Below are 23,709 nucleotides of genomic sequence, written 5' to 3' on the forward strand. Positions count from 1 at the left end.
TTTGCGTAGGAGTTCGAAGGCGTTGGCCGTTTGTGAGGCGTTCCCTGCCCGCTTCGCCCCTGATGTTACGCCTCGCTTGTCCGACTCTCCGCCCGACCCCATTTTCATCTCATGAGCGACCGCCCCTCCGGCGCAGCCCCGTCCAGACTTGTGGCGGTGCTGGGCCCGACGAACACCGGCAAGACTCACCTGGCCGTGGAGCGCATGCTGGGGCACGCCTCCGGCATGATCGGCCTGCCGCTGCGGCTGCTGGCGCGTGAGATCTACGACCGCGTGGTCAAGCTGCGGGGCGCGCGCTCGGTCGCCCTGATCACCGGCGAAGAGAAGATCATCCCGCCGCGGGCCGTCTATTTCGTCTGCACCGTCGAGGCCATGCCGCTGTCGCGGGAGGTTGAGTTCCTGGCGATCGACGAGATCCAGCTCTGCGCCGACCCGGAGCGGGGCCACGTCTTCACCCATCGCCTGCTGCACGCCCGCGGAACCTATGAGACCATGCTGCTGGGCGCGGGCGCCATGGCGCCCCTGGTCCGCCGACTGTTGCCGCACGCCGAGATCGTCAGCCGGGAGCGGTTCTCGCGCCTGACCTATTCCGGGCCGAAGAAGCTGACCCGCCTGCCGCGGCGCAGCGCCATCGTCGCCTTCTCCGCCGACCAGGTCTACGCCATCGCCGAGCTGATCCGCCGCCAGCGCGGCGGGGCCGCGGTGGTGATGGGCTCGCTATCCCCACGCACCCGCAACGCCCAGGTCGCCCTCTACCAGTCCGGCGAGGTGGACTTCCTGGTGGCCACCGACGCCATCGGCATGGGCCTCAACATGGACGTCGACCATGTGGCCTTCGCCGGCCTTCGCAAGTTCGACGGCAAGCGGACCCGTTTCCTGCATCCCCAGGAGGTCGGCCAGATCGCCGGCCGCGCCGGCCGCTTCCAGAGGGACGGGACCTTCGGCGTCACCGGCGAGGCCGAGGACATGGACCCCGACCTGGTCGAGGCCGTCGAGCAGCATCACTTCCAGCCCGCCGTCGCGTCCGAGTGGCGCAACGCCAAGCTCGACTTCTCCTCCCTGACCCAGCTGATGCGGTCGCTGGCCAGACCGCCGGAACGCGAGGGGCTGACGCTCGCCTCGGAAGCCCTCGACGAAACCACCCTGCGCCAGCTGGCCGCCGACCCCGACGTCGCCGAGCGCGCCCGCGACCGGGCGACCGTGACCCGGCTGTGGGACGTTTGCCAGACGCCCGATTTTCGCAAGCTGGCCGCCGACGACCACCTGCGGCTGGTGAAGGACTTCTTCTTCCACCTGACCGCCGGCCGCCGCCGGGTGCCCGAGGACTGGATCGCCCGGCAGTATGCCGGCCTCGACCGCACCGACGGCGAGATCGACGCCCTGGCCGGCCGGCTCGCCAGCGTGCGGACCCTGGCCTACGTCGCCAACCGCCCCGACTGGCTGGCGGACGCGGGGGCCTGGCAGGCGCAGACGAGAGGGCTGGAGGACAGGATCTCCGACGCCCTGCACGAGAAGCTGATGGCCCGGTTCGTCGACCGCCGGACCAGCGCCCTGATGCGCGGTCTGCGGGTGCGCGAGGACATGCTGGCCGGCGTCGCGACCGATGGCGCGGTGACCGTCGAGGGCCACTACGTCGGCCGCCTGACCGGGGTGCAGTTCGAGGCGGCGCAGGGCGCGTCGCTCCTGGAGCAGAAGGCGCTGCGGGCCGCGGCGGTCCATGCGGTCGGCCCCGAGATCGCCCGCCGGCTCGGCCGGCTCGCGGCGGAGTCGGACGAGGCCTTCTCCCTCAGCCCTGACGGCGTGGTGCTGTGGCGTGGCGAGGCGGCGGGGGCGCTGTCCGGCGGCCAGCCCTTCGCGCCCCGGGTGCGGCTGTTCGGCGAGCTCGGCCACGACGCCGCCCGCCAGCGCGCGGCCCGCCGGCTGGAAGCCTATGTGGCGAGTGAAGCGGCGCGCCGGCTGTCCGCCCTGCGCGGCCTCGAGGCGGCCGTCGCCGAGGGACGGCTGCGCGGCCTCGCCCGCGGGGTGGCCTACCGGCTGATCGAGGCCGGCGGCGTGCTCGACCGCGCCGACGTGCGCGACGAGATCAAGGCGCTGAGCCAGGTCGAGCGCCGCGCGCTGCGCGGCCTGGGCGTGCGAATCGGCGCCTTCTCCATCTTCCTCCCGGCCATGCTGAAGCCGCACGCCCGGGCGCTGACCCAGGCCCTGGCGCTGCGCGAGGCGCAGCACTGGCGGCCCTCCTCCACGAGCGTGAGCCGGCTGCCCCAGCCGGCGCCCGGCCCGCGCGTGCTCTCGGCCTACGGCCTGCGCGCCGTGCGCGGCCTTGCGGTCCCGGTGGACCAGCTGGAGCGGCTCGACGAGCTGCTGCGCGAGGGGGTCAAGCAGGGCGGCGGAACCCTCCTCTCCGAGGCCGGCCGTGAAGAGCTCGGCTGGAGCCCGGCCGAGATCGACGAGATCCTGCGCGGCCTCGACTTCGCCCCCGCCAACCGGCCGAAAGCCGGCGAGGCGATCGCCTGGCGCCGCCGCGGCGAGCGGACGCGTCCCGCCCCCGAGGCGGGGCCGGCCGTTCGGCCGCACTCGCCCTTCGCCGCTCTGGCGGCCCTGCAGACGCCGGCGACGGCGTCGGCCCTCCCGGCCCGCCGCCCGCGCCGCCGACGGAGGCCCAAGGCGGTGCGCGCGTGACCGACGACGCCTGCCGCGCCGATGTCTGGCTCTGGCGCGCGCGCTTCTTCAAGACCCGCTCGATGGCCGCCCGATTCGTCGACGAGGGCCGGGTGCGCCTGACCCGGGCCGGCCACGAGAGCCGGCTCGACAAGTGCGCGAGACCGGTGAAGGTCGGCGACCATCTGGTGTTCGCGCTCGGCGGCCGGCTGATCGCGGTGACGGTGCAGGCGTTCGGCGAGCGGCGGGGTTCCGCAACGGAAGCCCGCACCCTCTACTCAGCTCTCGACGCCGGCTGAGCTCTCACCGCCGCCCCCCACCAAGGCCAAGCTTCCGCGGCGGAAGCCCGCGCCGCACGCCGCCCTAGCAGAAATCCTAATGGAAGGAGGTTGGTCCGCGGCATTGACAAGCCGCCGCTCCGCCGTGAAAACCGCGCCGCCCCTGTGGGGGAGAGCTGGAGTTGCGAGCGCGCCATGACCTACATCGTGATGGATCCCTGCATCAAATGTAAGTTCATGGACTGCGTGGAAGTCTGCCCCGTCGACTGTTTCTACGAGGGCGAGAACTTCCTGGCGATCAATCCGGACGAATGCATCGACTGCGGCGTCTGCGAGCCGGAGTGCCCGGTCGACGCCATCAAGCCTGACACCGAGGACGAGCCCGACGGCAAGTGGCTGCGCGTCAACACCGAGTACGCCAAGGTCTGGCCGAACATTACGGTGAAGGGCGAGCCCCCGGCGGACCGCGAGGAATTCGAGCGCGAGACCGGCAAGTTCGAGAAGTATTTCTCAGAGAAGCCTGGCCGCGGCTCCTGAGCCGGATCTCACCCCGGAAATCGACCCGGCCAGCGCTCACGCGCGCTGCGCGGCGGCAACCCTTTCTTCTGGCTCAATTTTATGCTATCGTCAGGAACGACGTGGCGAGAAGGCTGTGCCTTTGCCTGTCTTCCTGAAGAAGAAGCGGTCGACCCGGGCGAGCGTCCCGGAATCGGCAAGGGTTATCTTTTAAGAGGTCGATTTTCCCGTCATTCGATGAGCCGCCGCGGATCCTACTGCGGACCGGAATTCTTGTCGCACGACGGTCGCTCGCGTTAGCGGTCCGGTCCTAGCCCGGACGGAGATTTTGAGAGGGTGTCTCGATGAGCAAGAACGGTCATGATTTCTCGGTTGGCGATCACGTCGTCTACCCGGCTCACGGCGTGGGTCAGGTGCAGGGGATCGAAACCCAGGAAGTCGCCGGTCTGAAACTTGAAGTCTATGTCATCACGTTCGACCACGAAAAGATGACGCTGCGCGTGCCGACCGCCAAGGCCAAGACCGCGGGCCTGCGCCCGTTGGCCGAGACCGACGTGGTCTCCAAGGCGCTGACCACGCTGAAGGGCCGCGCCCGGGTGAAGCGCACCATGTGGTCGCGCCGGGCCCAGGAATACGAAGCCAAGATCAACTCCGGCGACCTGATCTCGATCGCCGAGGTGGTGCGCGACCTGCACCGCGCGGAGAACCAGCCGGAACAGTCCTATTCCGAGCGCCAGCTCTACGAATCGGCCCTGGACCGCATGGCCCGCGAAGTCGCCGCGATCGAGCAGATCGACCGCGACGCGGCGATCACCATGCTGAACAAGTCGCTGGTCAAGACCGCCGCCGCGGCCTGATCTGCCGACCTTAGACGTTCGCGAACGCCCGGCCTCACCGCCGGGCGTTTTCGTCTGGGATCGGCCGCCTCAGAACGAGGCGCTCAGCGAGAACCGCACCGTGCGCGGCGCGCCCTGGGCGACCAGGCCCGAGCCGGTGGCCGCCCAGTAGCGCTTTCCCGTGACGTTCTCGCCGTAGACCCGTAGCCGCGTCGGCCGGCCCAGCAGCTCGGTCTCGTAGCGGGCGCCCAGGTCGAGGGTGGCGTAGTCCGGGATGAAGGCCTGATTCAGGGCGTTCACCGCCCGCTCGCCGACGTAGAAGACGCCGGCCGAGACCGAGAGGCCCGGGACCGCGCCTATGCGGTATTCGGCGAAGGCCGAGCCGGAGCGCTTCGGCGTGTTCTCCACCTTCTTGCCGAGGATGGTCGCCGGCCCCGACACCTGCTCGGCGTCCAAATAGAGGCCGCTGATCGCCAGCGACAGCGAGGAGGTCAATTCCCCGAACAGGCTGAGCTCGAGGCCGCGGTATCGCGCGCGAGCGTCCTGGACGAAGACATTGGCGCTGTTCAGGTAGGACGAGGCGCGTTCGATCTCGAAGCCGGCGGCGGTGAACAGCAGGCCGCGTCGCGGCTCCAGCTTGATCCCGACCTCCTTCTGCTCACTCAGGGCCGCCGGCAGGATCTCGCCGGCGTTGACGGCGATCTGCTGGGCGATGCCGCCGGATTCCAGCCCCTCGATATAGTTGCCGTAGAGGGTCATCCAGCCGACCGGCTTGACCATCAGTCCGTAGGAGAAGCTGTCCGGCTCGACCTCGTAGCGGGTGGTGCGGCTGATGTCGCTGTAGTCGGTCCTGCGATAGCCGAGCGTCGCCTGCAGCCAGTCGCCATAGCTGATCCGGTCGAAGACATAGAGGCCCACGTCCTCGACCCGCGAAGGATTGGCGATGATCCGCGGCGGCGTCGGCTGCTGCGGGATCGCCACCGGGGCGTACAGGTTCTGGGCGAAGCTGTAGCGGACCGCCGTGGGGATGTTGGTGTCGCGCGTGTTGCGCGAGGCGCCGATCAGGAGCTGGTGGGTCAGCGGCCCGGTGCGGAAGGCGCCGGCGAGGTCGGCCCGCACGATGACGCTCTCGTAGTCGTTGCCGTGGGTCAGGGCGACGTTGACCACGCCCGCGCCCGTGGCCAGGTCATAGCCGCTGAAGGACGAATAGCGTCGGTCACGCTTCAGATAGCTGCGCCCCGCGGCGGCCGAGAGGCTCCAGGCGGGCGACAGCCTGTACTCGACCCGGGCCAGCAGGTTGGTCTCGTTTCCTTCCGCCAGCATCCAGGCCGCGCCCAGGTTCTTCGACGCCGACGGCGGCGACAGAACAGCGATACCGCCGTTCACCGCCGCGGGCAGGACGAACTCCGTGGGCTCGGTGATCTCCCGCTCGATGTATTCGGCGTCGAGCAGCACCGTCAGCCGGTCGTTGGGCCGCCAGTCGAGCGCGCCGGTCAGGAACCGCCGCTCGCCGCGGGTGCGATCGATGCCGGTCTCCAGGTCAGCGACGCCCGCATTGATCCGCGCCGCCACCGAGCCCCAGTTGCGACTGACGTCCGCCGCCGCGCCGGCCGCGCCGTGGCTGTCGCCGAAGATCTCGAGGGTGTTGAGCGGTTCGGCCGTGGGCCGCTCGGTGACCAGGTTGACGATCCCGGACGGGGTGGCGAAGCCGTAGTAGAGGCCGGCCGCGCCCTTTAGAACCTCGACCCGGTCCTTGTTATCCATCGGCATGTCGATGAAGTTGATGACCGGAAGCACGCCGTTCAGCCGGTAGTTGGTGACGTTGTCCGCCGGGATGCCGCGGATCGCCAGGTTGCTGTAGATCAGGCTGTTGATCTGGAATTGGCTGACGCCGGCGGTGTTGCGAACCGCGTCCAGCACCGAGCGCGCCTGCTGGGCCTCCAGCAGCTCCTTGGTGACCACCGTGATGGTCAGCGGCGTGTCGCGCAGGCGCGCGTCGCGGAAGGTTCCCGCCTGCACATAGTCCGCGCTGAAGCTCTCCCGGCGGTCGGCGGTGACCACCACCTCGTCGAGGGCGACAGGCGCCGGGGGCGTCTGGGCGACAGCCGATCCGGCCCAAAGCAGCGCGCCCATCGCCGCGCCGGACACCGCCCTGCGCCTTAGATCCCGGTTCATCCGCCGCGACATCGTTCGCCCTCCATCCCAGGGGCGCCCTTCTATCGAAATGCGAATGCAAATCAATCTTACCTTCGACGACGCCCACCAAATGGGTAAGCGCCGCGCGTCGCGCGTTCCGTGTTGACTGGTTTTAAACAACCCAGGCGCCCCGCCCGATACCCGCGTTCGGGCAAACTGTCCGCAATCGGACAGCGCAGGGTTGCGAGATGCGAGAAGAACTCTGGTCAAGAGGGGCTGGACCGCACCGCGGACCTAAATCCTGGAGGGGATCGATGGTGGTCATCAACGTCGCGCGTGACGGGCAGAAATGGGTGGTCCGGCACTGCGGCGGTTATCTGGGGCACACGGCCTCCTTCGAGGAGGCGACCTCGATCGGAAGGGATCTGGTGAGCTGGCTTCAAAGCCAAGGTCGCCAGGCGGAGCTGGTCGTCGGCGAAACCGGATCGTTCGGCGCATCGTCCGCCGAAAGCCCCGCACGATAGATCGAGGCCGGCGCTGATGCGCCGTCGGGCGGCCTCGGGGTCGCCAATCCGATAGCAGGAGCATGTCCTGACTTGTGGCGGCTCGATCTGCATGGCATCCGTCACCGGCAAATCGGCGCGCCAGCTGCACTTTGGGACCTATCTGAGACCTAGAAAACTCAGACGGGATCGAAGATCAGCTAAGCCACTGATTTCGCGAGCGCGGCCCGGTAGCTCAGCCGGATAGAGCAGGGCTTTCCTAAAGCCAAGGTCGGGGGTTCGAGTCCCTTCCGGGCCGCCACGCAATTAAAATTGCTGCGCTTGCAGGTTAAGAGTGTCCACTTTTCTAGTTAAGAGTGTCACGCTGATCCAGCTCAGAGCGCGGTGCGCCCTGGTGGAACGGCGACTTGTCGGTCTCGCGTGCGCGGTGATCCGGAAGCCAACGCGGGGTGGCCTGCACCCAGACGAAAGGCTGCGCGGCGTCCGGCTAGTGCGCGGCGCTGTGGATAGCGACCACGCCGGCACATGACGAGTCAGCCTTCGATCGCTACGAGCGTCCTCATGACCAAGCCCATCGCCATCGTCAGCTTGGAAGGCTCTATTTCCTTCCTCCGGTCCACAAAGCCGGACGCCGAGCGATGCCAGTGTTGCGTCGGCCCGCACATCTTCAGTAGCGCCGTCGAGCTTGAGCGCGGAGTCAGCGTCGCGAAATTCGTGAACGACTTTGCGACCATCAAACGGGACGGCAAGCCCGTGTTTGAGGGCAAGCGGGTCCGCGTCACCGTGGAAATCATCGAGCCCTGATACGTCATTGCCGAGTCGGGATCCCGCCGCGGCGTCCTGTCTTGCGGAGCTCCGCCGGTGTGCCCGCCGGGAGCGGGCGACGAGGCGACCTCGAGTTTGACGTCGAGACCTTGGGTCCGCTGCTGGGCTGCTTCCCAAGCGTCGCCGCGTCCTAGCCGCGCCAATTCCGGAAGTTGGGATCGCTCCAGGAATCGGACATTCGCCTGGACCGCCTGGAGGCGTTGAGCGGCGCGCTTCCCCTGGGTCCTCAAGCGCGAGGCCAGCGACGTAGCTGTCTGGATCGTACCGCCCGCCCGGGCGGTCTGGATTCCAGCCTCCGTGTCGCATGAGATCTTCGCCCGTGGCGAGTTCGCCATGCGCTCGGTGTATATCGCGCCAGGCTGCGCCTGGGCGGTTCCCGACAAATGCGTCGGCGTCGAGGTGTCGCCGCTTCTGCGGGAGCTTATCCTGCAGATTGTCGAGCTTGACCTTCTGGAGGCGGAGAACCGAGAACATCAAACGCTCTTAGACCTGTCCCTGATCAGCCTGGGCGCCGCCGAGCGTTTGCCGACCAGACTGGTCTTGCCGCGAGACCGCCGGGGGCGATGCGCGGCAGAGCGCTTGGTGACCGAGCCTCCTGCAGCGATCAGCCTGCCTGAACTTGCCCGCATGTCCGGGGCGAGCGCTCGCACGTTGCAGCGCATCTTCCTCGAAGAAACCGGACTTGGCTTCGCTGAGTGGCGACAGCGCGCCCGCCTGACGCATGCGGCCAGGTTGCTGAGCCCAAGCTGTTCTGTCACCGAAGCCGGCCTGGACGCCGGCTATGCATCGACCAGCGCCTTCATAGCGGCGTTCGGCCGAGCCTTCGGCTGCACGCCCGCTGCGTTTCGCGCTCGCGCGCTCTGACAGCGGCGGAGCGCCCATCCTTGCCGCCATCGAGATCCTGCGCGAGCTGAACCGCTCGGGCCGGCGCGAGCCGCCCGCCAACGCGATCGGCTGAGATCAGGAGACGTCTGGGTTGACGTGCCCAAGAGACTTCGCTGAAGCGAGCATGGAACGGGCGTTCAAAAACGCCGGTCGGCCGGACGAAGAAGCTTGAATGGTGGTCTGGAGGCGCGGATCTTCTGCTCGTCGGTGAGCAGGAGGCGGGCCTGCGTGCCCCATGTTCCTACGAAAAGGTCCAGCTTCCCGTCACCGTCGAAGTCACCCTCGGTCATGTTCCAGCTCCTGCCCACCGTCAGGCTGGGGATGATCGAAAGGGTCACATCCTTGAAATGCCCGCCGCCATCGTTCTGCCAGGCGCGCATCTGCAAGGGCACAAAGCCGGGCACCTCGATGGCGCTGACGATGATGTCCGGCCGTCCGTCATGGTTGAAATCCATAATCGTCGTGGCCCAGCTGGAGAACCGGTGGCTCGGCAGCCGCGCAGCCGTCTCGTCCTTGTAGCGCCCAGCGCCGTCGTTGATGAGCAGGCGGGTCTGTGGATCTTTCTCCCAACCATGGTTATTGCTCGTGAGGTTCGAATAGAGGAGGTCGAGCTTCCCGTCGCCATTGGCGTCGAACGCGTGAACGTCCCGAGTTTCCATCGGGACAAGCAGCTCAAGGCGATCGGAAACGTCGCGAAACCGGCCCTTGCCGTCGTTCAACAAGAGCCGGTTGCGTTTGGTCGCGCTCGCGACGAGCAGGTCAAGATCGCCGTCGCCGTCCATGTCCGCCAGGTCCAGCCCTTCGGTCTGGTCGTCAGTATCGGGAAGGTTCCTGGCCGTCGCGTCGATGAAGTGGCCCGGCCGCTTGCGGTCGTTCAGCCATAGGAAATTGCGGGCGGGACGTTCGCCGGTCTCGCCATACGGGGGCTCGCCGGTGTTGCCGACCACGATGTCGGTCAAGCCGTCCCCGTTCAGATCGCCCACAACGACCGCATTGCCCTGGCTCGAACCGGGTAGACGGTCGCTCGCGTCCACGAACCCGCCCTTGCCGTCGCCCAAGAACAACTGATGGACCTCGTCGGACTCCGCGACGAAGACCAGATCCATGTTTCCATCATTGTCGAAGTCGGCGGCGCGAACGTGCTCGCTATCGTGCATCACATCGCCGAACGCGCCCGGCTTCCAGCTGAAGCGTCCGTTTCCATCATTGAGGTACAGCCGGTTCACGCCGTATTCCACGGCGATCGCAAGATCGAGATCGCCATCCTTGTCCACGTCGATCGCCGCCGCTTCCATGGCGTGGAGTTCCGGCGCCTGAGGAAGGTGGGTCGCGGACACGTCCGAGAAACTGAGGGTCGGCCTTTCCTGCGCCGAGGCCGCCGCCCAGCCGATCAGTCCCAACGCCACTGCGCCTTTCGCGATCACCGCCGCGGCGCGGTGCACGCCTCCGATGAAGACGCGACGGTTGCCGCCGATTTCGCCGCAACGCGTGAATTTCATTGAGTTTCTCCGCCTTTGCGGGACCCAGCTGGCTCACGGCCTGCCCTGCCCGGCTTTATCGCGCGGCGCGTGCCGCTTCCCAGCTTACCGGAGGACGGGTCACCTCCACGCTCTCCGGAAGATCGTCCACACAATAGGTGGCGAGGAGGCGCGGATCATCCGCGTCTGCACGCTGATGCCCCGGTGCGGTCGTGGTCACGTCAGATACTTCGAACTCGTACGCCTCGCCCAGGAACGAGAGGCGGCGGGCCTGGCGCACGGATCGTTCGTGGTCCGGACGGTCGGTGGACCGTTCGCCCGCCCCCAGTCCGCTCGACGCGGTGAGCCTACGCTCGTCGCGGCTTAGCGCCGTCACCCATGCCTCCGGCGGGCGTCTGACCCGTCGCGCGCTCAGGTAGGTATTGAGGCGCGGCGCCTCCCATCCTCAGCAGCAGCGCTGGGCGTCCGCCACCCACCCGCCTGTCCCGCGCATAGTCCAGCGCGAGCAGGTAGCCGCGATAGGCGAGCATGGCCGCGAACAGTCCGACCGAAATCCGCGCCTCGTTCATCATTTGGAACATCTGCGGCGGGCCCCGGCCGATGTCGCCGACCAGCCAGCCGATCGCGCCGCCGCCGCCGCCGGGGTGCGCCGCCCCCTCGCCAAAATTCAGGGCGCAGTTAGGTAAGCCGCGAAAGCCCATCTAGCTCGGTGGCCGCCACTGCTCGTCGTTGGAGCGGTCAGCTTTGCTGCATGCACCACGCGACAAGCTTGTTCCCCGTCGGATCGCGGACATAGGCGGCGTAGGAGTTGGGGATCGCCGCCCGCGGCCCAGGAGCGCCTTCATCGGACCCGCCCGCGGCAAGACCTTGTGCGTGGAAAGCGTCGACCGCGGATATGTTTGGCGCGGTAAGGCCGATGGTGACGCCGTTTCCGAGGCAGGCCGGGTTGCCGTCGATTGGCTTGGTTACGAGGAGGGTGCCGGTCTCAGCGGAGTAGATGATGCGATCGCCCACCTCGGTCCCCGGTTCGTACCCGAGCGCGCCCAGCGCCGAGTCATAGAACCGCTTCGCCGCCGCAAGGTCGTTCGCGCCGACCACAATGTGACTGAACATAGCTTCATCCTGATTATGCGCCGACGAGACGAGCGAGGCGCACCACCGTGACTCTGCACGCCGAAGCCCCTCGCTTGTCAGATTGTTAGCGCGGTTCCACCGCCTATGGAAGCTTCAGGCGTACGCCTAGGAGCTACGCCGACGCCGCGGCTAGGCATCCATCGGCGGCCTGGCCACAGCAGCCCGTCGCCGGGTCGATCGCGTGGTCACCTTCTCGTAGTCAGCTAGGAAAGTCGGCCGCACCGTGCCGCAGATCCAATCCCAGATGGTGGTGTAGCCGCCGTAGTTGCCCTTGAAGTAGCGGTGATGCTGGTCGTGGAACGTCGCGGTGATGAACCACTTCGTCAGCCAGGTCTTGTTCCACCACCTGGGGAACAGTTCGAACCCCGAGTGCACATAGAGGCCCATAAAGGCGGCGAACGGGGCGATGAACACCATGGTCGAGCTGTGCACGGTCATCACGGCCGTGAAGAGCGGCAACCACGCCCCCTCGACGATCGACTCGATGGGGTTCATCGACCACGTCGTCAGCGGATTCGGCGAAATCGAGCGGTGATGAAGCCTGTGGCTCCAGCTGTAGAACGGCTCGATATGCATTAGCCGGTGCCACCAGTAGAACCAGGTGTCGAACCCCAGGAAGTACAGGGCGAATTCGAAAGCCATCATCCACGGACTCGCCGGGCCTTCGTGGAAGGTGATGATCCCGTGCTGCTTCAGAAAGTTCGTCGCTGTCGCGAGCACGAGGACGGTGATCGAAAGATTGACGATCGCGATGACGACCTCACTGCGAAAGGTGCGCCAGCGAAAGCCGTTGGGCTGGATCTTGCGGGCTTGAAGAAAGCCCGTGAGAACGCCCGCGATCAGGCCGCTGACGGCCAGGCCAGCGAGCCACCAGGTCAGCGGGTCAATGCGCGCGATGAAGTCCAGCAAAGCCATGTCGATGTTCCAAGGGAGGAGCGCTGCACGTCGCCGGCGCAGCGAACTGTCGGTGTGTTCGCTCGCCGCCGGTTGACCACCCCGGCCAGCGGCGAGCGACGCGCTAGTTTGCGCCGAACGGGATAACGCCGTCGGCGTAGTCGATGTCGCCCAGGATGAAGTTGGTGTTCATCACCACACCGGCCTGGCGCTCCCAGAGCGTGAGCGTGTCGCGCCACGGCGAGTCTGGATGATCGTCCATCAGCGGACCGACCTCGAAGCCCAGAGCTTCCAGACGCGCCTTGTGCCGCTCCAGGTCCCGCACGCCGAAGACGACGGACATGACCCCCTCGCCGCGCGTGTCGAGCCAGTCGCGGAGCCACTGGTTGAACTCCGTCGGCTCCGGCAGCGGCGAGACCACCTCGAGACCGGCTTCCCAGCTGATGTACATGACGAAGCCCATGTCCTGGCGTTCGAAGCGCGTAAGCTTTGCGCCGGCCAACTTCTCCAGCTCGGCGATGTTCGCTTCGAGGGTCTCGGGCCAGGAGATCCAGGCGACGTGGTCGATGTGATTGGTGAACTTTCTCACACGCGTCCTCCTCTTGGGTGGGTCATCAGGTGAAGCATCCGCCGTTCACCCCCAGCGTCTGGCCGGTGACGTAGCCGGCGTCCTCGGAGACGAAGAAGGCGATCGCCGCGGCGACTTCGTCAGGTCGCCCGACGCGTGGGATCGGGTAGGCCGCGACGATCTGTTCGGGCGGCGCGGCGAACAGGCCTGCGTCGATCGCCCGCTGCGCCATCGGCGTCAGGACGAAGCCCGGCGAGACGTTGTTGACGGTGACTCCCTTCGACCCGAGCTCGACCGCCAGGGATCGGGTCATGGCCACGACGCCGCCCTTCGTCGCGGTGTAATGGACCATGTTGGCCGCGCCGCTCTGCGCGCCCAGCGCCGACAGGTTGACGATTCGCCCCCAGTTCGCCGCCAGCATGTCGGGCAGCACCGACTGGGTGACGTGGTAGACGCCCTTGAGGTTCACCGCCATCAGCCGGTCCCACAGCGCCTCGTCGACGTCCGGGAAGGGCGTAAAGTCCTCGATCCCGGCGTTGTTGACGAGGACGGTGATCGGTCCGAGCGCCCGGCGGACGTCCGCCACCGCCGCATCGACCTGGGCTCGGTCGGCGACGTCGGCGGTGACGGCGACGGCGGATCCGCCCGCCTCGATGATCGCCGCTGCGACCGCGGCGCTGTTCCGCAGATCGCGCCCCAGGACGCCGACGGCATGCCCGTTGTGAGCCAGACGCACGCAGGTCGCCTCGCCAATGCCTGCGCCGCCGCCGGTGACCAGCGCGACCCGGCTCACAGCTGCGCTCCAGCAAGCGCGGCGTCGAGGTTCGTGAGCCGCTCGCGCAGGGTGCAGCGCTCGAACAGGCCGATCGCCGCCTCGCCGTCCCACACGTAGCGCGCCACCCCCTGCTCGAGCACCGAGGTGTCCGCCATCTCGAAGCTGTTGTGATCGAAGGTCTTGAGCAGGGTCCATCCGGAGACGCGGACCTCTCCGGCGGGGGTTTCGAAGACCAGCGGGATGGCGTCGCCCGCCGCCTCCAACTTGGTCATCCACGGCGTCTCGGCCAGCCGCGCCGGCAGGCGCTCGCCCGCCGCGGTGATGACGAAGGCCTCGTTGAACGACTGCGTTCCGTCGGCGGCGGGCCAGAAGGCGTTGGCCCCGAACGCCCGGCCGCTGGGAAACAGCGCCGAATGCTGGCAGTGACCGGGCGCTCCGGCCATGTTGCGCACGCCGCGGCGGCGGACGCGCATGCCCGTTCCGCTGACGCGATGTTCCTGGCCGTCAAGCCTGACCCAGCCGCCGACGCGACACAGCTGCTCGTACCGCAGGCCGCCCATCAGTTCGCCGCCCGCGGATGCCATGGCGTTGGCGGCCTCGGGCGTCATGCCGCCCATCAGCCAGGGCGGCGCCGCCATCTCCGCCTCGAACCGGAAGGCCAGCGGCGTCTCGCGACCGCCTGGGCGGCCCGCCATCTGCAGCGCCGTCGTCGATTGCTCCGCCGTCCCGTCGAACGCCATCGTCCAACGGCGGAACGGCTCGACACACTCGAACCGCAGGGGGCCGGCCGCGCGAATCGCGGGTTCGCCCTGGGAGCCGGCCGCGGAGACGCCTGGCAGCTTGTCCCAGACCCGAAGCGCGCGGCCGTCGCGCAGGACCATGTTCAGCTGCGCCCAAGGCCGGTCCCAATGCGATCCGATCGCATCGAGCGTCACCCGCGGGAAGCCCAACGCGCCGCTGTCGTCCATCACCCAGAGCGTCGCGGAGTCCCGCATCTCCGGGTCTGCGGGCCGGGTCGCAAGGAAGTGCTCGAACGCCGGATCGAGCCCGCCCGAGAGGTCGGCAGCCACGGCGCTCACGCGCTCAGCGGTGGGTGCAGGCCGTAGCCGAAGCCGAACCGCTCGACATAGTCGCGGAACTGCCGGTTCGTGGCCTCGGCGCCCAGGCCGAACTCGTCCGTCGAGTACTTGTGCACGCCGTGCTTGGTCTGCGGGTTCTGCTCCAGCCAGTCGTGGATGGCGGCGCGATGCGCGTCGCTCATGTGCCGCCCGGAGCGCTCATAGATGCGCTCGACCGTCCGCACCGGGCTCGCCATGACGTCGTGGTAGGAGATGTCTAGGAAGCGATCCTCGCCGAGGCGGTCGCGGGCGCGCATGCCCTTCTCGAACGAGGCCCGCTGGTGCTCGATCGCCAGTCGCCCGACTTCCTCGCGCGCGTCGCCGGCGAGGGGCTCGCCAGCGGCGCGGCACAGGATCGCCTGGATATTCGCCAGCGAGCCTAGCTGCTGGGCCAGATCGCGGTGGGTCCAGACCAGGGTGGCGTCGGGATACTGCGCCGCGGTCGCTTCGAGGCGCAGCAGGTAGTCCGAGCCCTTAAGCGCCCAATGACCGCCCGCCGCGCCCCACTGGACGTGCTGCAGGAAGTCGTGGTGGAAGCCGACCGCCCCCGAATGGTCGGCCTCCAGCAGATAGCGACGGAAATTCTCCGCGCGGTAGAGGCACCACAGCTGCTGGCAGCTGAACACCATGTTGAGGATGTCGCTGCCGCACTCGGCCAGCGCGCCGGCGCCTTCCTCGATCATGTAGGGGTGGGTGATGAAGATGTCGGGGATCCGGTCGAACATCGCCATCATCCGACGCTCCGCCTGGTCCAGCCGTTCCGGCGACGGCGGCCCAAGCGCCGGCGGCGGCGACGGCTCGAGGCAGACCCAGTGCTCCGGCGCCATGGCCTCGGGATCGAGGCTGAGCAGGGTGTGCAATAGGGTCGATCCGGACCTCGGCGGACCGATGACGATGATCGGCCGCACGATCTTCTCCTGTGCGATCTGAGGGTAGCGCTGGCGGTCGTCGACCAGCTTCAGCCGCGTGGCCAGCAGGTGCACGGCGTATTCCACCACCTGAGCGCGGGCGGGATCCGGCATGCCGCTCCACACCTCGTCGCGCAGCGCGGCCGAGAAGACCTTCAGGCCGGTGTCGCGCCCCGGGTCGCCGAAGTCGCTCAGGCCCGTCCGACGGCTGGCCAACTCCTTTAGCCCGTCCGCGTCGGGACACGCCTTCAAAGAGGTCGAGGTCGCGGCGGTGGCCATGTTTCGCTCCCTGTGGTCGCCTGCCCGAGCCCGTCTTTGCGCGAGCTGTGAGCGCACCTTGCACACGCGCTAACAAGGTGACAAGCAGTTTGAGAACCGAGGTATCAGATCGTCTCGCCCGCGTCCGCCAATAGGGTGCTGCCGGTCATGAAGACCGACATGTCGGAGGCGCAGAACAGCACCACGCGGGCGATGTCGTCGGGCACGCCCACCCGCCCCAGCAGGCTGGTCAGCGTCGCCGGGATCTCGACGCCGACGTCCCGCTCGGCCAGCGCCGCGAGCGCCGCCATGTTGCCCTCGGTCTCGCAGAAGGTCGGGGCGACGCCGAGCACGCGAATGCCGTGAGGGGCGAGCTCGAGCGCCATCTGCCGGGTCGCGCCGCGCACCCCATGCTTGGACGCGACATAGGCCGACACTCCGGGCGCCACGCCCCGGAACCCGGCTGTGGAGACCACATTGATGATCACCCCGCTGCGGCCGCCGGCGATCATCCGCCGGGCGGCCTCCTGGGCGCCGAGGAAGACGCCCTTCAGGTTCACATCCATCACCCGGTCCCAGACCTGCTCGGTCATCTCCAGCAGCGGGATGTTGGGATAGACGCCGGCGTTGTTGACCCAGATGTCGAGCCCGCCGAACTGCCGGGTCGCGATCTCCGCCGCAGCCGCGACCGAGCGCGAGTCGGACACGTCCATGGCGGTGGAGACAACCTTGCGGCCGAGGTCCTCGCTCAGCTCGGCCGCGGCGTCACGTGCGAGGTCGCCGTTGAGATCGCCGATCAGGACCGACGCCCCGGCCTCGGCGAGCCTGCGCGCCATCGCCCGTCCCAGCCCCTGCGCCGCGCCGGTGACGACAGCCGCACGGCCTGCGAGGGAGACGAGTTCGGCGACCGACCTGGTCGAGACGTCAGCGATGGCCATGGTTCTTCCCCTGATTTTCCGTCTTCACGCGGGCCGCGGCCTCGGGCGAGCCGCCGCTGCGGCCCGGCCACTATCGCCCGCTCGCGCGGCGCTAACAAGGTGACAAACGCCAAGGCCGCGACTAGGTTGACCCAGCACGCGGCAGCGCCGCCGGAGGAAAGATCTATGGCGGACGTCGAACCGGACTTCTTCAGCGACCCGACGGTCATCGCCGACCCGCGCAGCTATTTCGACCTTGTCCGGGGCAAGGGGCCAGTGCACCGCGAGCCGCATCACGGCACGCTGATGGTGACCGGTTTCGACGAAGCCATGGATGTGCTGAGCCGGCCGGACACGGTCTTCTCATCGGCCGTCGCAGTCGTCGGCCCGATTCCGCCCCTGCCCTTCACGCCGGCGGGCCACGACATCCGCGACCAGCTGGAGGCGCACCGCGACGAACTCCCGTGGTCGCGTCACCTGGCGACCCTCGACGGCCGCAAGCACGCCGAGCGCCGCGCCCTGCTCGGCGCCCTGCTCACCTACAAGCGGCTGCTGGCGAACGAGGCCTACCTCCGGGGCCTGGCGGACCGGGTGATCGACGGCTTTATCGCTGAGGGTCGCTGCGAGGCGGCCGGCGACTATGCCCACGCGGTGGCGACCTATGCGATCTCAGACCTGATGGGCATTCCGGAGGGCGATCGCGCCGAACTCGTGACGCTGCTCGGCGCGCCGCCCAGCCAGGTCGATGGCGACGCGGTCCACAAGGTCGGCCCCGATCCGCTGATCTTCCTCAAGGAACGCTTCGACGGCTACCTGCGCGAGCGGCAGGCGAACCCGGGGAGCGACCTGATGTCGGAGCTGGTCCAGTCGCGCTTCAAGGACGGCTCGGCGCCGGATCTCGACGCCCTGTCGGAGCTCACTCGCTTCCTGTTCGGCGCTGGCCAGGACACCACGTCGCGGCTGGTCGCCCACGCCATCCGCGTGCTCGGCGACGATCCCGCGCTGCAGGCCCGCCTGCGCGCCGAACCCGAGCGCATCCCGGACTTCCTGGAGGAGACGCTGCGCTATGACGGCCCGGTCAAGGTGACCTACCGCCTGGCGATGGTCGACACCGAAGTCGGCGGCGTCGCGGCGCCCGCCGGGACCATCGTCACGGTCTGCCTGACCGGCGGCAACAATGACCCGCGCCACTTCGAACGGCCCGACAGATTTGACATCGACCGGGAGAATGTCCGCGACCACATGGCGTTCAGCCGCGGATCTCATTTCTGCCTGGGCGCGCCGCTCGCGCGGCTGGAGTCGAAGGTCGCCATCGAGCGCCTGCTCGCGCGGCTGACCGACATCTGCCTCTCCGAAGCCCACCACGGCCCGCCGGGCGCGCGGCGCCACCGATACGAGCCGACCTACACCTTCCGCAGCCTCTCGGACTTGCACATCGAGTTCACACCGGCCTGAGTTCAGAACTCTGGCGTAGGAAGTGACGCGGCCGCTTGGGCCCACTCACTCGCCCTGCGCGAGCGAGCATCCACTTTTGGCTGAATAAGGGAGACGCGCCGGCCGGCGGCGCCTCCCCTACTCTGCCGTTCACAGCATGGTCGCGCCGCCGTCGACGCCGAGCGTCTGGCCGGTGACGTAGGCGGACTCGTCGCTCGCCAGGAAGACTGCGCTGGGGCCGATGTCGTCCGGCGTGCCGAAGTAGCCGAGCGCGACCTTCGAGAGCTCCATGTCGTAGGACTTGCTCTCTTCCAGGTACCACAGCGCCTTGGGCGACATGGCCGAGGGCAGGATGGTGTTCACCCGGATCTTGTACTTGCCCCACTCCTTCGCCCCGGTCTTGGTCAGGGTGCGGATCGCCTCCTTACTGGCGGCGTAGGCCAGGAAGCCGGGCTCGCAGCGGATGCCGTAGCTCGACCCCATGTTGATGATCGAGCCGCCGCCCTGCTCGCGCATATGCGGGAAGCAGAGCTGCATCAGTTGCAGCGAGCCGATGAAGGCGGACTCCAGGTCGATGCGGACGTTCTCCGCCATCTTCGGATCTTCCAGCGGCAGGTAGTCGGTGAAGGTGTGGGCGTTGTTCACCAGTACGTCGACCCGGCCCCAGGCCGAGATCGCGTCGCCGACGGTGCGTTCGGCGTCGGCCTGGTTTCCGGCGAGCGCGTTGAGCGCGCGGACCGCGCCGCCGTCGGCGGTGATCTTGCTCGCGACCTCGTCCAGCTTGCTCTGGGTGCGGCCCGTGATGATCACCCTGGCGCCCTCGCGGGCATAGGCCTGGGCGATCGCCGCGCCAATCCCCTGTCCCGCGCCGGTGACGATCGCGACCTTGCCTTCAAGCCTGCGGGAAGTGCTCATCATTAATCTCCTTGAGAATTCTCTCAGGCTCGAGCGGTCAGCCAAGCTCGAACCGGGCCGGCGGGATCAGTAGGCCCGGGACGTCGGAGCGGCCGCGGTACAGCACCGAACGCGGCTCGGTCGGCGCGCCGCCGTCCTTGAGGGTGTCGCCGGCGTCCGCCGGCACGGTGTTGATGTAAACGTCGCGACGATCGGCGCCGCCGAAGCGGACCTGGGTGATGGCGCCGCCGGGCGTGGGATAGTCCGCGATCGCCGAGCCGTCTGGCCGCACGCGGGTAATCCCGCTGGAGCGGAAGCCGGTGATCCAGACGTTTCCCTCCGCATCGAGCGCCATCCCGTCGGCGTCCTCCTTGGCGACCAGGACGCGCTTGTTGGTCAGCGCGAAATCAGGCCCGACGTCGAAGGCGTAGGTGCAGACGAAGGTGTCGTTGCAATAGAACTGTTTCCGGTCAGCGCTCAGCATCAGGCCGTTGCTGAAGTTGATCCCATCGGCGAGCTTGATCACCGTCCGGTCGGCCGTCAGCCGATAGATGGACGTCGGGCGGGTCGCCTGGCCGCGCTCGACCATCTCGATGTCGTTGGTCCCGAAGAGGATGCCGCCGGCCCCGTCCGGGACCATCTCGTTGATCCCGTTGATGACCTGGCCGTCGATCTCGTGGATCAGCCAGCCGGACTTTCCGGTCTCCGGGTGGTTCCACATAATCCCGCCGGCTCCGGATGAGAGGACGGCGCCGTCGGCGTTCAGCAGGACGCCGCCGGTCCACATCCGGCCAGGATTGAGAAGATGAGTACGGCCGTCGGGCCACAGGCCATGGACGCCGCCGGCGATGACGTCGCTGTACCAGACCACGCCCCGCTCATGGTCGACGGCGAGACCTTCGAGGTAGAGGCCACGCGCGACAGGCTCGAAGCCCGCGAGGGTCGCTTCCGACATGACCGTCCTCCCTTGCGCCGCCTCCGGCTCGGGCGACGCTCGTTGTGTTTGTCACGTTGTTAGCGACGGTGGAAAGAGTCAAGCGCCAGCCCCTTCCCGGGTGCGGAACAGCGGCATCACCTCCCTGGCGAACAGGCGCAGCTCCTCCTTGTGTCGCTCCAGGTCCGAGACGCCGGTCGGGGTCAGCAGGAGGTACTCCGGGTCGATCAGCTCCCGGATCCGCGCAAGCTCGCGGATACAGTCGGCGGGGTCGCCGACGATAGCCCGGTTGGGCGTGAACTCTTCGAGGGTGACCGCCTTGCCGCCGAACATCACCTCTCTGGAGAGGTGGTCGCGATCGGGTTCGGAGCCCAGGTCGGCATAGCTGCGCCAGACCTTCACCACGTTCGCCAGCCAGTCCGGATCAAGGCCGCCTCGTGTCGACGCGATGTGCAGGTCGCGCATCAGGCAGATGGTCGAACCGCGCCCGTTCGCCTGCGCGATCGTCTTGTAGCGGGCGACCTTCTCCTGCAGTTCGACGAGGTGCTCGGCGAAGCTGACGAGCCAGCCGTCGCCCATCCGCCCCGCGCGCAACATGGCCGGCTCGCTGACGGCGCCGATCCACAGCGGCGTCGGCCGACCCGCCAGCGGCGGCGGGACGACCGTGCAGTCGGAGATCTGGAAGTGCTGGCCGCTGTAGGAGAACGGCTCGCCGGTCTGCGCCAGCCGCACGACCTCCAAGCACTCCTCGAACCGCTTCGCCCGGGTCTTGAACCCCCAGCCGACGGTCTCGAACTCGTCTGGCTTGTAGCCGAGGCCGGAGCCGAGGATGAACCGGTTCCCCGAGAGCTCGCTCAGAGTGTTGATCTCCTCGGCGACCTCCAGCGGGTGATAAGCCGGCAGCAGGAAGATGTTCGTGCACATCTCCATCCGCCGCGTCCGCGCCAGCAGGGCGGAGAGCACGATCAGCGGCGCGGACGGCTCGCCCGCCGCGCCGCCGCCGAAGGCCGTCGTCGGAGAGAACCGATGATGGCCCAGCCACGCCAGATCATAGCCGAGGTCCTCCATCTCGCAGACGTAGTCGTAGAGCTTTCCGAACGGTTCGGAGGCGGACCGATCCACCATCTTCTGCGAGACAATGATTCCGAACTTCATGGTCGCTTCCTCCCTGACTGTGGGCGGTAGCCGGCGGGTCAGACGTAGGCGCCGCCGTTCACCGCGAGCACCTGGCCGGTCACGTAGCCGGCGTCATCGGAGACGAGGTAGGCGCAGGCGGCGGCGATCTCCTCGGGCCTGCCCAGGCGCGGGATCGGGTAGGCGCCGTAGATCTGCTCGGCCGGCACGGGGAAGAGGTTGGCGTCGATCGCGCGCTGGCTCATCGGCGTCAGGATGAAGCCCGGGGAGACCGAATTCACGGTGATCCCGCGCGCGCCGAGTTCGATCGCCAGGGACTTGGTCATGGCGATCAACCCGCCCTTCGCGGCGGTGTAGTGCGCCATATGCGTGGCGCCAGACTGCGCGCCGATCGCTGAGACGTTGACGATCCGGCCCCAGCCGGCCGCCGTCATGTCCGCCAGAACCGTCTGGATGACGATGTAAGCGCCCTTGAGGTTGACGCTCATCAGCCGATCCCAACTGTCCTCGTCGATCTCCTCGATGGCGGTGAAGCTCTCGATCGCCGCATTGTTGATGAGGATGGCGATAGGTCCAAAAGCGTCGCGCACCGCGTCGATCGCCGCCTTGACCTCCCGGCGGACGGAGATATCCGCCGTCACCGCGATGGCCCTGCCGCCGCTCTCACGAATGGCCGCGGCGACCCGCTCCGCTGCGGCGCTGTCGATGTCGAGCACCCCCACCGCCATGCCTTCGCGCGCCAGTCGATGGCTGGTGGCTTCGCCCATGCCCGAACCGCCGCCGGTGACCAGCGCGACCCTGCCGCTTGCGACCATCTCGTCCTCCCAACACCCTTCGGCTCTGCGTCCGCGATGCTGATCACTTTGTTAGCAACCGAGCCGCGGGAGGTCAACGCCGCGGGCGCCGCCAGGATGGAAGTGGGTAAGACAGGGATGAGGCCGGCGGCTGCGGCCGGATCAGGGTTCCAGAGTAGAGATGATTTGCTCGATGACCGCTTCGATCTCGGCATGCCCCATGGACACGCCGAGCGCGGCCTCACGCGTCAACGCCAGACCGACGCTGGTGGCCAGGAATGTAGCCGCCACAGGAGGCAAAGCCGCCAGCGCCTTGCCCGCCTTGGTCCCCTTGCGCACGATCGCCTGGGTGAGCGCCTCGACCTGCAGCCGACGAGACTGTTCGATGAAGGCGATGACCTCGGCGCGCACGCCTTCACTGCGGTTCGCCAGGGCCATGAATTCGGAGATCAGGCGCGCGTCATTGGTGTTGATCGAGATGCCCCAGATCTCGTGCAACGGCCGCTCCGCACGCAACGCCTGTTCGAAGCGCTCGAGCTCGCGTTTGGACAGTCGCCGGAACGCCTCGACCATGAGGTCGTCCATGGTCTTGAAGTAATAGTAGACGAGCTGCTGTTTGATCCCGACCCGCTCGGCGATCCGCCGCGAAGTCAGTTCCGCATAGCCGTCTTCACGCAGGATCGCTTCGGCGCCGTCCAGCATCAGGTGCCAGGTCGCTGACCCACTTGGGCCCATCCGCCGGACAGTCGTCGTCTCTGCATTCGTCATCGTTGCCACAAGTGCGGGTCCGCCACGCCAGGTCAAGCCGCCGGTCGCCCGGTCAAGCTGCATTCGCCGACGCGTCGCGACGACGTCCGTCTGGAGCTCGCCGAGAGGGCATGCTAACAGCATGACAAGCGAACGTCCGCCCTCAAGACGCGGCAAGCCCGTCACCCTCAACGAGCCAGAGGCAACATGTCCGACAAACGTCCCGTCGCCGTCGTCACCGGAGCCAGCCGCGGGGCGGGCCGCGGCATCGCCATCGCGCTCGGCGCCCATGGCTGCACCGTCTACGTCACCGGCCGCTCCGAGAAGGCGGGCGACGCGGCCCTGCCCGGGACGATCTACGAGACCGCCGAGGCGGTGACCAAGGCCGGCGGGGTCGGCATCGCGGTGCGCGTCGACCATGCCGACGACGCCCAGGTGAAGACGCTGTTCGACCAGGTCGAGCGCGATCAGGGCCGGGTCGACATCCTGGTCAACAACGCCTGCGCCCTGCACGACCAGCTGACCGCGCCGGGCAACTTCTGGGAGAAGCCTTTGGGCATCGTCGACATGCTCGATGTCGGTCTGCGTTCCAGCTACGTCGCCAGCTACTACGCCGCCCCGCTGATGATCGGCCGCGACAAGGCGCTGGTGGCCTTCACCTCGGCTTCGGGCGCCGTGCACTATGTCTTCGGCCCGGCCTATGGCGCGCACAAGGCCGGGATGGACAAGTTCGCCGCCGACATGGCCGTGGACTTCAAGGAGGCGGGGGTGGCGGCGCTCTCCATCTGGATGGGGACGCTGTGGACCGACCGCCTGCGGATGGTCATCGCTTCAGATCCGGCGAAGTACGCCTACCTGGAAAACATGGCCGAGACGCCGGAATTCACCGGCCACGTGATCTGGGCGCTCTACAACGATCCCCAGCTGATGGAGCTGAGCGGGCAGACCGTCATCGGCGCTGAGATGGCCGTCAAATACGGCATCCAGGATGAGGGCGGCCGCCAGCCGTCCTCCTACCGGGACACCCACGGCGTCGAGCCTCGCGTTCAATACCCGGCGATCATTCGATGAACGGGCGGCGCCGC

The 23,709-nt window shown here is 67.9% G+C and carries 24 protein-coding genes and 1 tRNA gene; 10 read left to right on the top strand and 15 right to left on the bottom strand.

Annotated elements, in window-relative coordinates; all coding sequences use genetic code 11:
- Positions 1 to 111: 111 nt before the first annotated feature.
- From ACSQ2B_RS08875 to ACSQ2B_RS08890, 4 genes are all read left to right on the top strand, one after another.
- Positions 112 to 2,679: a helicase-related protein gene (locus ACSQ2B_RS08875; protein ID WP_436049087.1), complete on the top strand. Its 2,568-nt coding sequence runs from the start codon at positions 112 to 114 to the stop codon at positions 2,677 to 2,679.
- Positions 2,676 to 2,957 (top strand): RNA-binding S4 domain-containing protein, encoded by a 282-nt coding sequence (locus tag ACSQ2B_RS08880; protein WP_436049088.1) that lies wholly within the window; start codon positions 2,676 to 2,678, stop codon positions 2,955 to 2,957. Before ACSQ2B_RS08875 ends, ACSQ2B_RS08880 begins: the two co-directional genes overlap by 4 nt.
- A 174-nt stretch (positions 2,958 to 3,131) precedes the next feature.
- Positions 3,132 to 3,473, top strand: a complete 342-nt coding sequence (fdxA, locus tag ACSQ2B_RS08885; protein WP_436049089.1) for a ferredoxin FdxA — start codon at positions 3,132 to 3,134, stop codon at positions 3,471 to 3,473.
- Between the two features lie 323 nt (positions 3,474 to 3,796).
- Positions 3,797 to 4,309, top strand: coding sequence for a CarD family transcriptional regulator (locus ACSQ2B_RS08890; protein ID WP_436049090.1), 513 nt, complete (start codon positions 3,797 to 3,799; stop codon positions 4,307 to 4,309).
- Between the two features lie 69 nt (positions 4,310 to 4,378).
- Here the strand turns inward: ACSQ2B_RS08890 and ACSQ2B_RS08895 are convergent, their stop codons facing one another.
- Positions 4,379 to 6,475, bottom strand: a complete 2,097-nt coding sequence (locus ACSQ2B_RS08895; protein ID WP_436049091.1) for a TonB-dependent siderophore receptor — start codon at positions 6,473 to 6,475, stop codon at positions 4,379 to 4,381.
- Between the two features lie 263 nt (positions 6,476 to 6,738).
- On the opposite strand from ACSQ2B_RS08895, the gene ACSQ2B_RS08900 reads away from it, so the two are divergent.
- From ACSQ2B_RS08900 to ACSQ2B_RS08915, 4 genes are all read left to right on the top strand, one after another.
- Entirely contained in the window at positions 6,739 to 6,948 is a 210-nt protein-coding gene (locus ACSQ2B_RS08900) for a hypothetical protein (RefSeq protein WP_436049092.1), read from the top strand.
- Between the two features lie 203 nt (positions 6,949 to 7,151).
- A tRNA-Arg gene (locus tag ACSQ2B_RS08905) sits at positions 7,152 to 7,228 on the top strand.
- A gap of 260 nt (positions 7,229 to 7,488) precedes the next feature.
- Entirely contained in the window at positions 7,489 to 7,731 is a 243-nt protein-coding gene (locus tag ACSQ2B_RS08910) for a hypothetical protein (RefSeq protein ID WP_436049093.1), read from the top strand.
- Between the two features lie 648 nt (positions 7,732 to 8,379).
- A complete protein-coding gene (locus tag ACSQ2B_RS08915) occupies positions 8,380 to 8,616 on the top strand; it encodes a helix-turn-helix transcriptional regulator (RefSeq protein WP_436049610.1) in 237 nt (78 codons plus the stop codon).
- A gap of 158 nt (positions 8,617 to 8,774) precedes the next feature.
- Here the strand turns inward: ACSQ2B_RS08915 and ACSQ2B_RS08920 are convergent, their stop codons facing one another.
- The 9 genes from ACSQ2B_RS08920 to ACSQ2B_RS08960 all read right to left on the bottom strand — a co-directional run bounded on the left by ACSQ2B_RS08920 (position 8,775) and on the right by ACSQ2B_RS08960 (position 16,708).
- Positions 8,775 to 10,136 carry an FG-GAP repeat domain-containing protein gene (locus ACSQ2B_RS08920; protein WP_436049094.1) on the bottom strand — a complete coding sequence of 454 codons (1,362 nt, stop codon included), beginning with the start codon at positions 10,134 to 10,136 and terminating at the stop codon, positions 8,775 to 8,777.
- A 326-nt stretch (positions 10,137 to 10,462) separates the two neighbouring features.
- Positions 10,463 to 10,816, bottom strand: a complete 354-nt coding sequence (locus tag ACSQ2B_RS08925; RefSeq protein ID WP_436049095.1) for a hypothetical protein — start codon at positions 10,814 to 10,816, stop codon at positions 10,463 to 10,465.
- Between the two features lie 37 nt (positions 10,817 to 10,853).
- Complete coding sequence (locus tag ACSQ2B_RS08930) at positions 10,854 to 11,228, bottom strand: VOC family protein (RefSeq protein ID WP_436049096.1); 375 nt, start codon at positions 11,226 to 11,228, stop codon at positions 10,854 to 10,856.
- 150 nt (positions 11,229 to 11,378) lie between these two features.
- On the bottom strand, positions 11,379 to 12,164 hold the full coding sequence (locus ACSQ2B_RS08935) for a sterol desaturase family protein (protein ID WP_436049097.1): 786 nt from the start codon (positions 12,162 to 12,164) through the stop codon (positions 11,379 to 11,381).
- 103 nt (positions 12,165 to 12,267) lie between these two features.
- Positions 12,268 to 12,732, bottom strand: coding sequence for a hypothetical protein (locus tag ACSQ2B_RS08940; RefSeq protein WP_436049098.1), 465 nt, complete (start codon positions 12,730 to 12,732; stop codon positions 12,268 to 12,270).
- A 25-nt stretch (positions 12,733 to 12,757) separates the two neighbouring features.
- Positions 12,758 to 13,504, bottom strand: a complete 747-nt coding sequence (locus ACSQ2B_RS08945; RefSeq protein ID WP_436049099.1) for an SDR family NAD(P)-dependent oxidoreductase — start codon at positions 13,502 to 13,504, stop codon at positions 12,758 to 12,760.
- Entirely contained in the window at positions 13,501 to 14,565 is a 1,065-nt protein-coding gene (locus ACSQ2B_RS08950) for a hypothetical protein (RefSeq protein ID WP_436049100.1), read from the bottom strand. The genes ACSQ2B_RS08945 and ACSQ2B_RS08950 overlap by 4 nt, the downstream gene beginning before the upstream one ends.
- Entirely contained in the window at positions 14,562 to 15,791 is a 1,230-nt protein-coding gene (locus ACSQ2B_RS08955) for a sulfotransferase family protein (RefSeq protein WP_436049101.1), read from the bottom strand. Before ACSQ2B_RS08955 ends, ACSQ2B_RS08950 begins: the two co-directional genes overlap by 4 nt.
- A gap of 104 nt (positions 15,792 to 15,895) precedes the next feature.
- Positions 15,896 to 16,708, bottom strand: coding sequence for an SDR family NAD(P)-dependent oxidoreductase (locus tag ACSQ2B_RS08960; protein ID WP_436049102.1), 813 nt, complete (start codon positions 16,706 to 16,708; stop codon positions 15,896 to 15,898).
- A 165-nt stretch (positions 16,709 to 16,873) separates the two neighbouring features.
- Between ACSQ2B_RS08960 and ACSQ2B_RS08965 the strand changes: the two genes are divergently transcribed.
- Positions 16,874 to 18,142, top strand: coding sequence for a cytochrome P450 (locus ACSQ2B_RS08965; RefSeq protein WP_436049104.1), 1,269 nt, complete (start codon positions 16,874 to 16,876; stop codon positions 18,140 to 18,142).
- Positions 18,143 to 18,271: 129 nt separating this feature from the next.
- Here the strand turns inward: ACSQ2B_RS08965 and ACSQ2B_RS08970 are convergent, their stop codons facing one another.
- The 5 genes from ACSQ2B_RS08970 to ACSQ2B_RS08990 all read right to left on the bottom strand — a co-directional run bounded on the left by ACSQ2B_RS08970 (position 18,272) and on the right by ACSQ2B_RS08990 (position 22,579).
- Positions 18,272 to 19,036 carry an SDR family NAD(P)-dependent oxidoreductase gene (locus ACSQ2B_RS08970; protein ID WP_436049105.1) on the bottom strand — a complete coding sequence of 255 codons (765 nt, stop codon included), beginning with the start codon at positions 19,034 to 19,036 and terminating at the stop codon, positions 18,272 to 18,274.
- Between the two features lie 37 nt (positions 19,037 to 19,073).
- Positions 19,074 to 19,970 carry an SMP-30/gluconolactonase/LRE family protein gene (locus tag ACSQ2B_RS08975; RefSeq protein WP_436049106.1) on the bottom strand — a complete coding sequence of 299 codons (897 nt, stop codon included), beginning with the start codon at positions 19,968 to 19,970 and terminating at the stop codon, positions 19,074 to 19,076.
- A gap of 78 nt (positions 19,971 to 20,048) precedes the next feature.
- Complete coding sequence (locus ACSQ2B_RS08980; protein ID WP_436049108.1) at positions 20,049 to 21,104, bottom strand: LLM class flavin-dependent oxidoreductase; 1,056 nt, start codon at positions 21,102 to 21,104, stop codon at positions 20,049 to 20,051.
- A gap of 38 nt (positions 21,105 to 21,142) precedes the next feature.
- Positions 21,143 to 21,898 carry an SDR family NAD(P)-dependent oxidoreductase gene (locus tag ACSQ2B_RS08985; protein WP_436049109.1) on the bottom strand — a complete coding sequence of 252 codons (756 nt, stop codon included), beginning with the start codon at positions 21,896 to 21,898 and terminating at the stop codon, positions 21,143 to 21,145.
- 141 nt (positions 21,899 to 22,039) lie between these two features.
- Entirely contained in the window at positions 22,040 to 22,579 is a 540-nt protein-coding gene (locus ACSQ2B_RS08990) for a TetR/AcrR family transcriptional regulator (protein WP_436049110.1), read from the bottom strand.
- 252 nt (positions 22,580 to 22,831) lie between these two features.
- Between ACSQ2B_RS08990 and ACSQ2B_RS08995 the strand changes: the two genes are divergently transcribed.
- The gene (locus ACSQ2B_RS08995) at positions 22,832 to 23,695 is read left to right on the top strand and encodes an SDR family NAD(P)-dependent oxidoreductase (protein ID WP_436049111.1); all 864 of its coding nucleotides are present in this window, start codon (positions 22,832 to 22,834) and stop codon (positions 23,693 to 23,695) included.
- Positions 23,696 to 23,709: the final 14 nt, after the last annotated feature.

The organism is Phenylobacterium sp. LjRoot225 (assembly GCF_964252855.1).
In the GTDB taxonomy this organism is placed as follows: domain Bacteria; phylum Pseudomonadota; class Alphaproteobacteria; order Caulobacterales; family Caulobacteraceae; genus Phenylobacterium.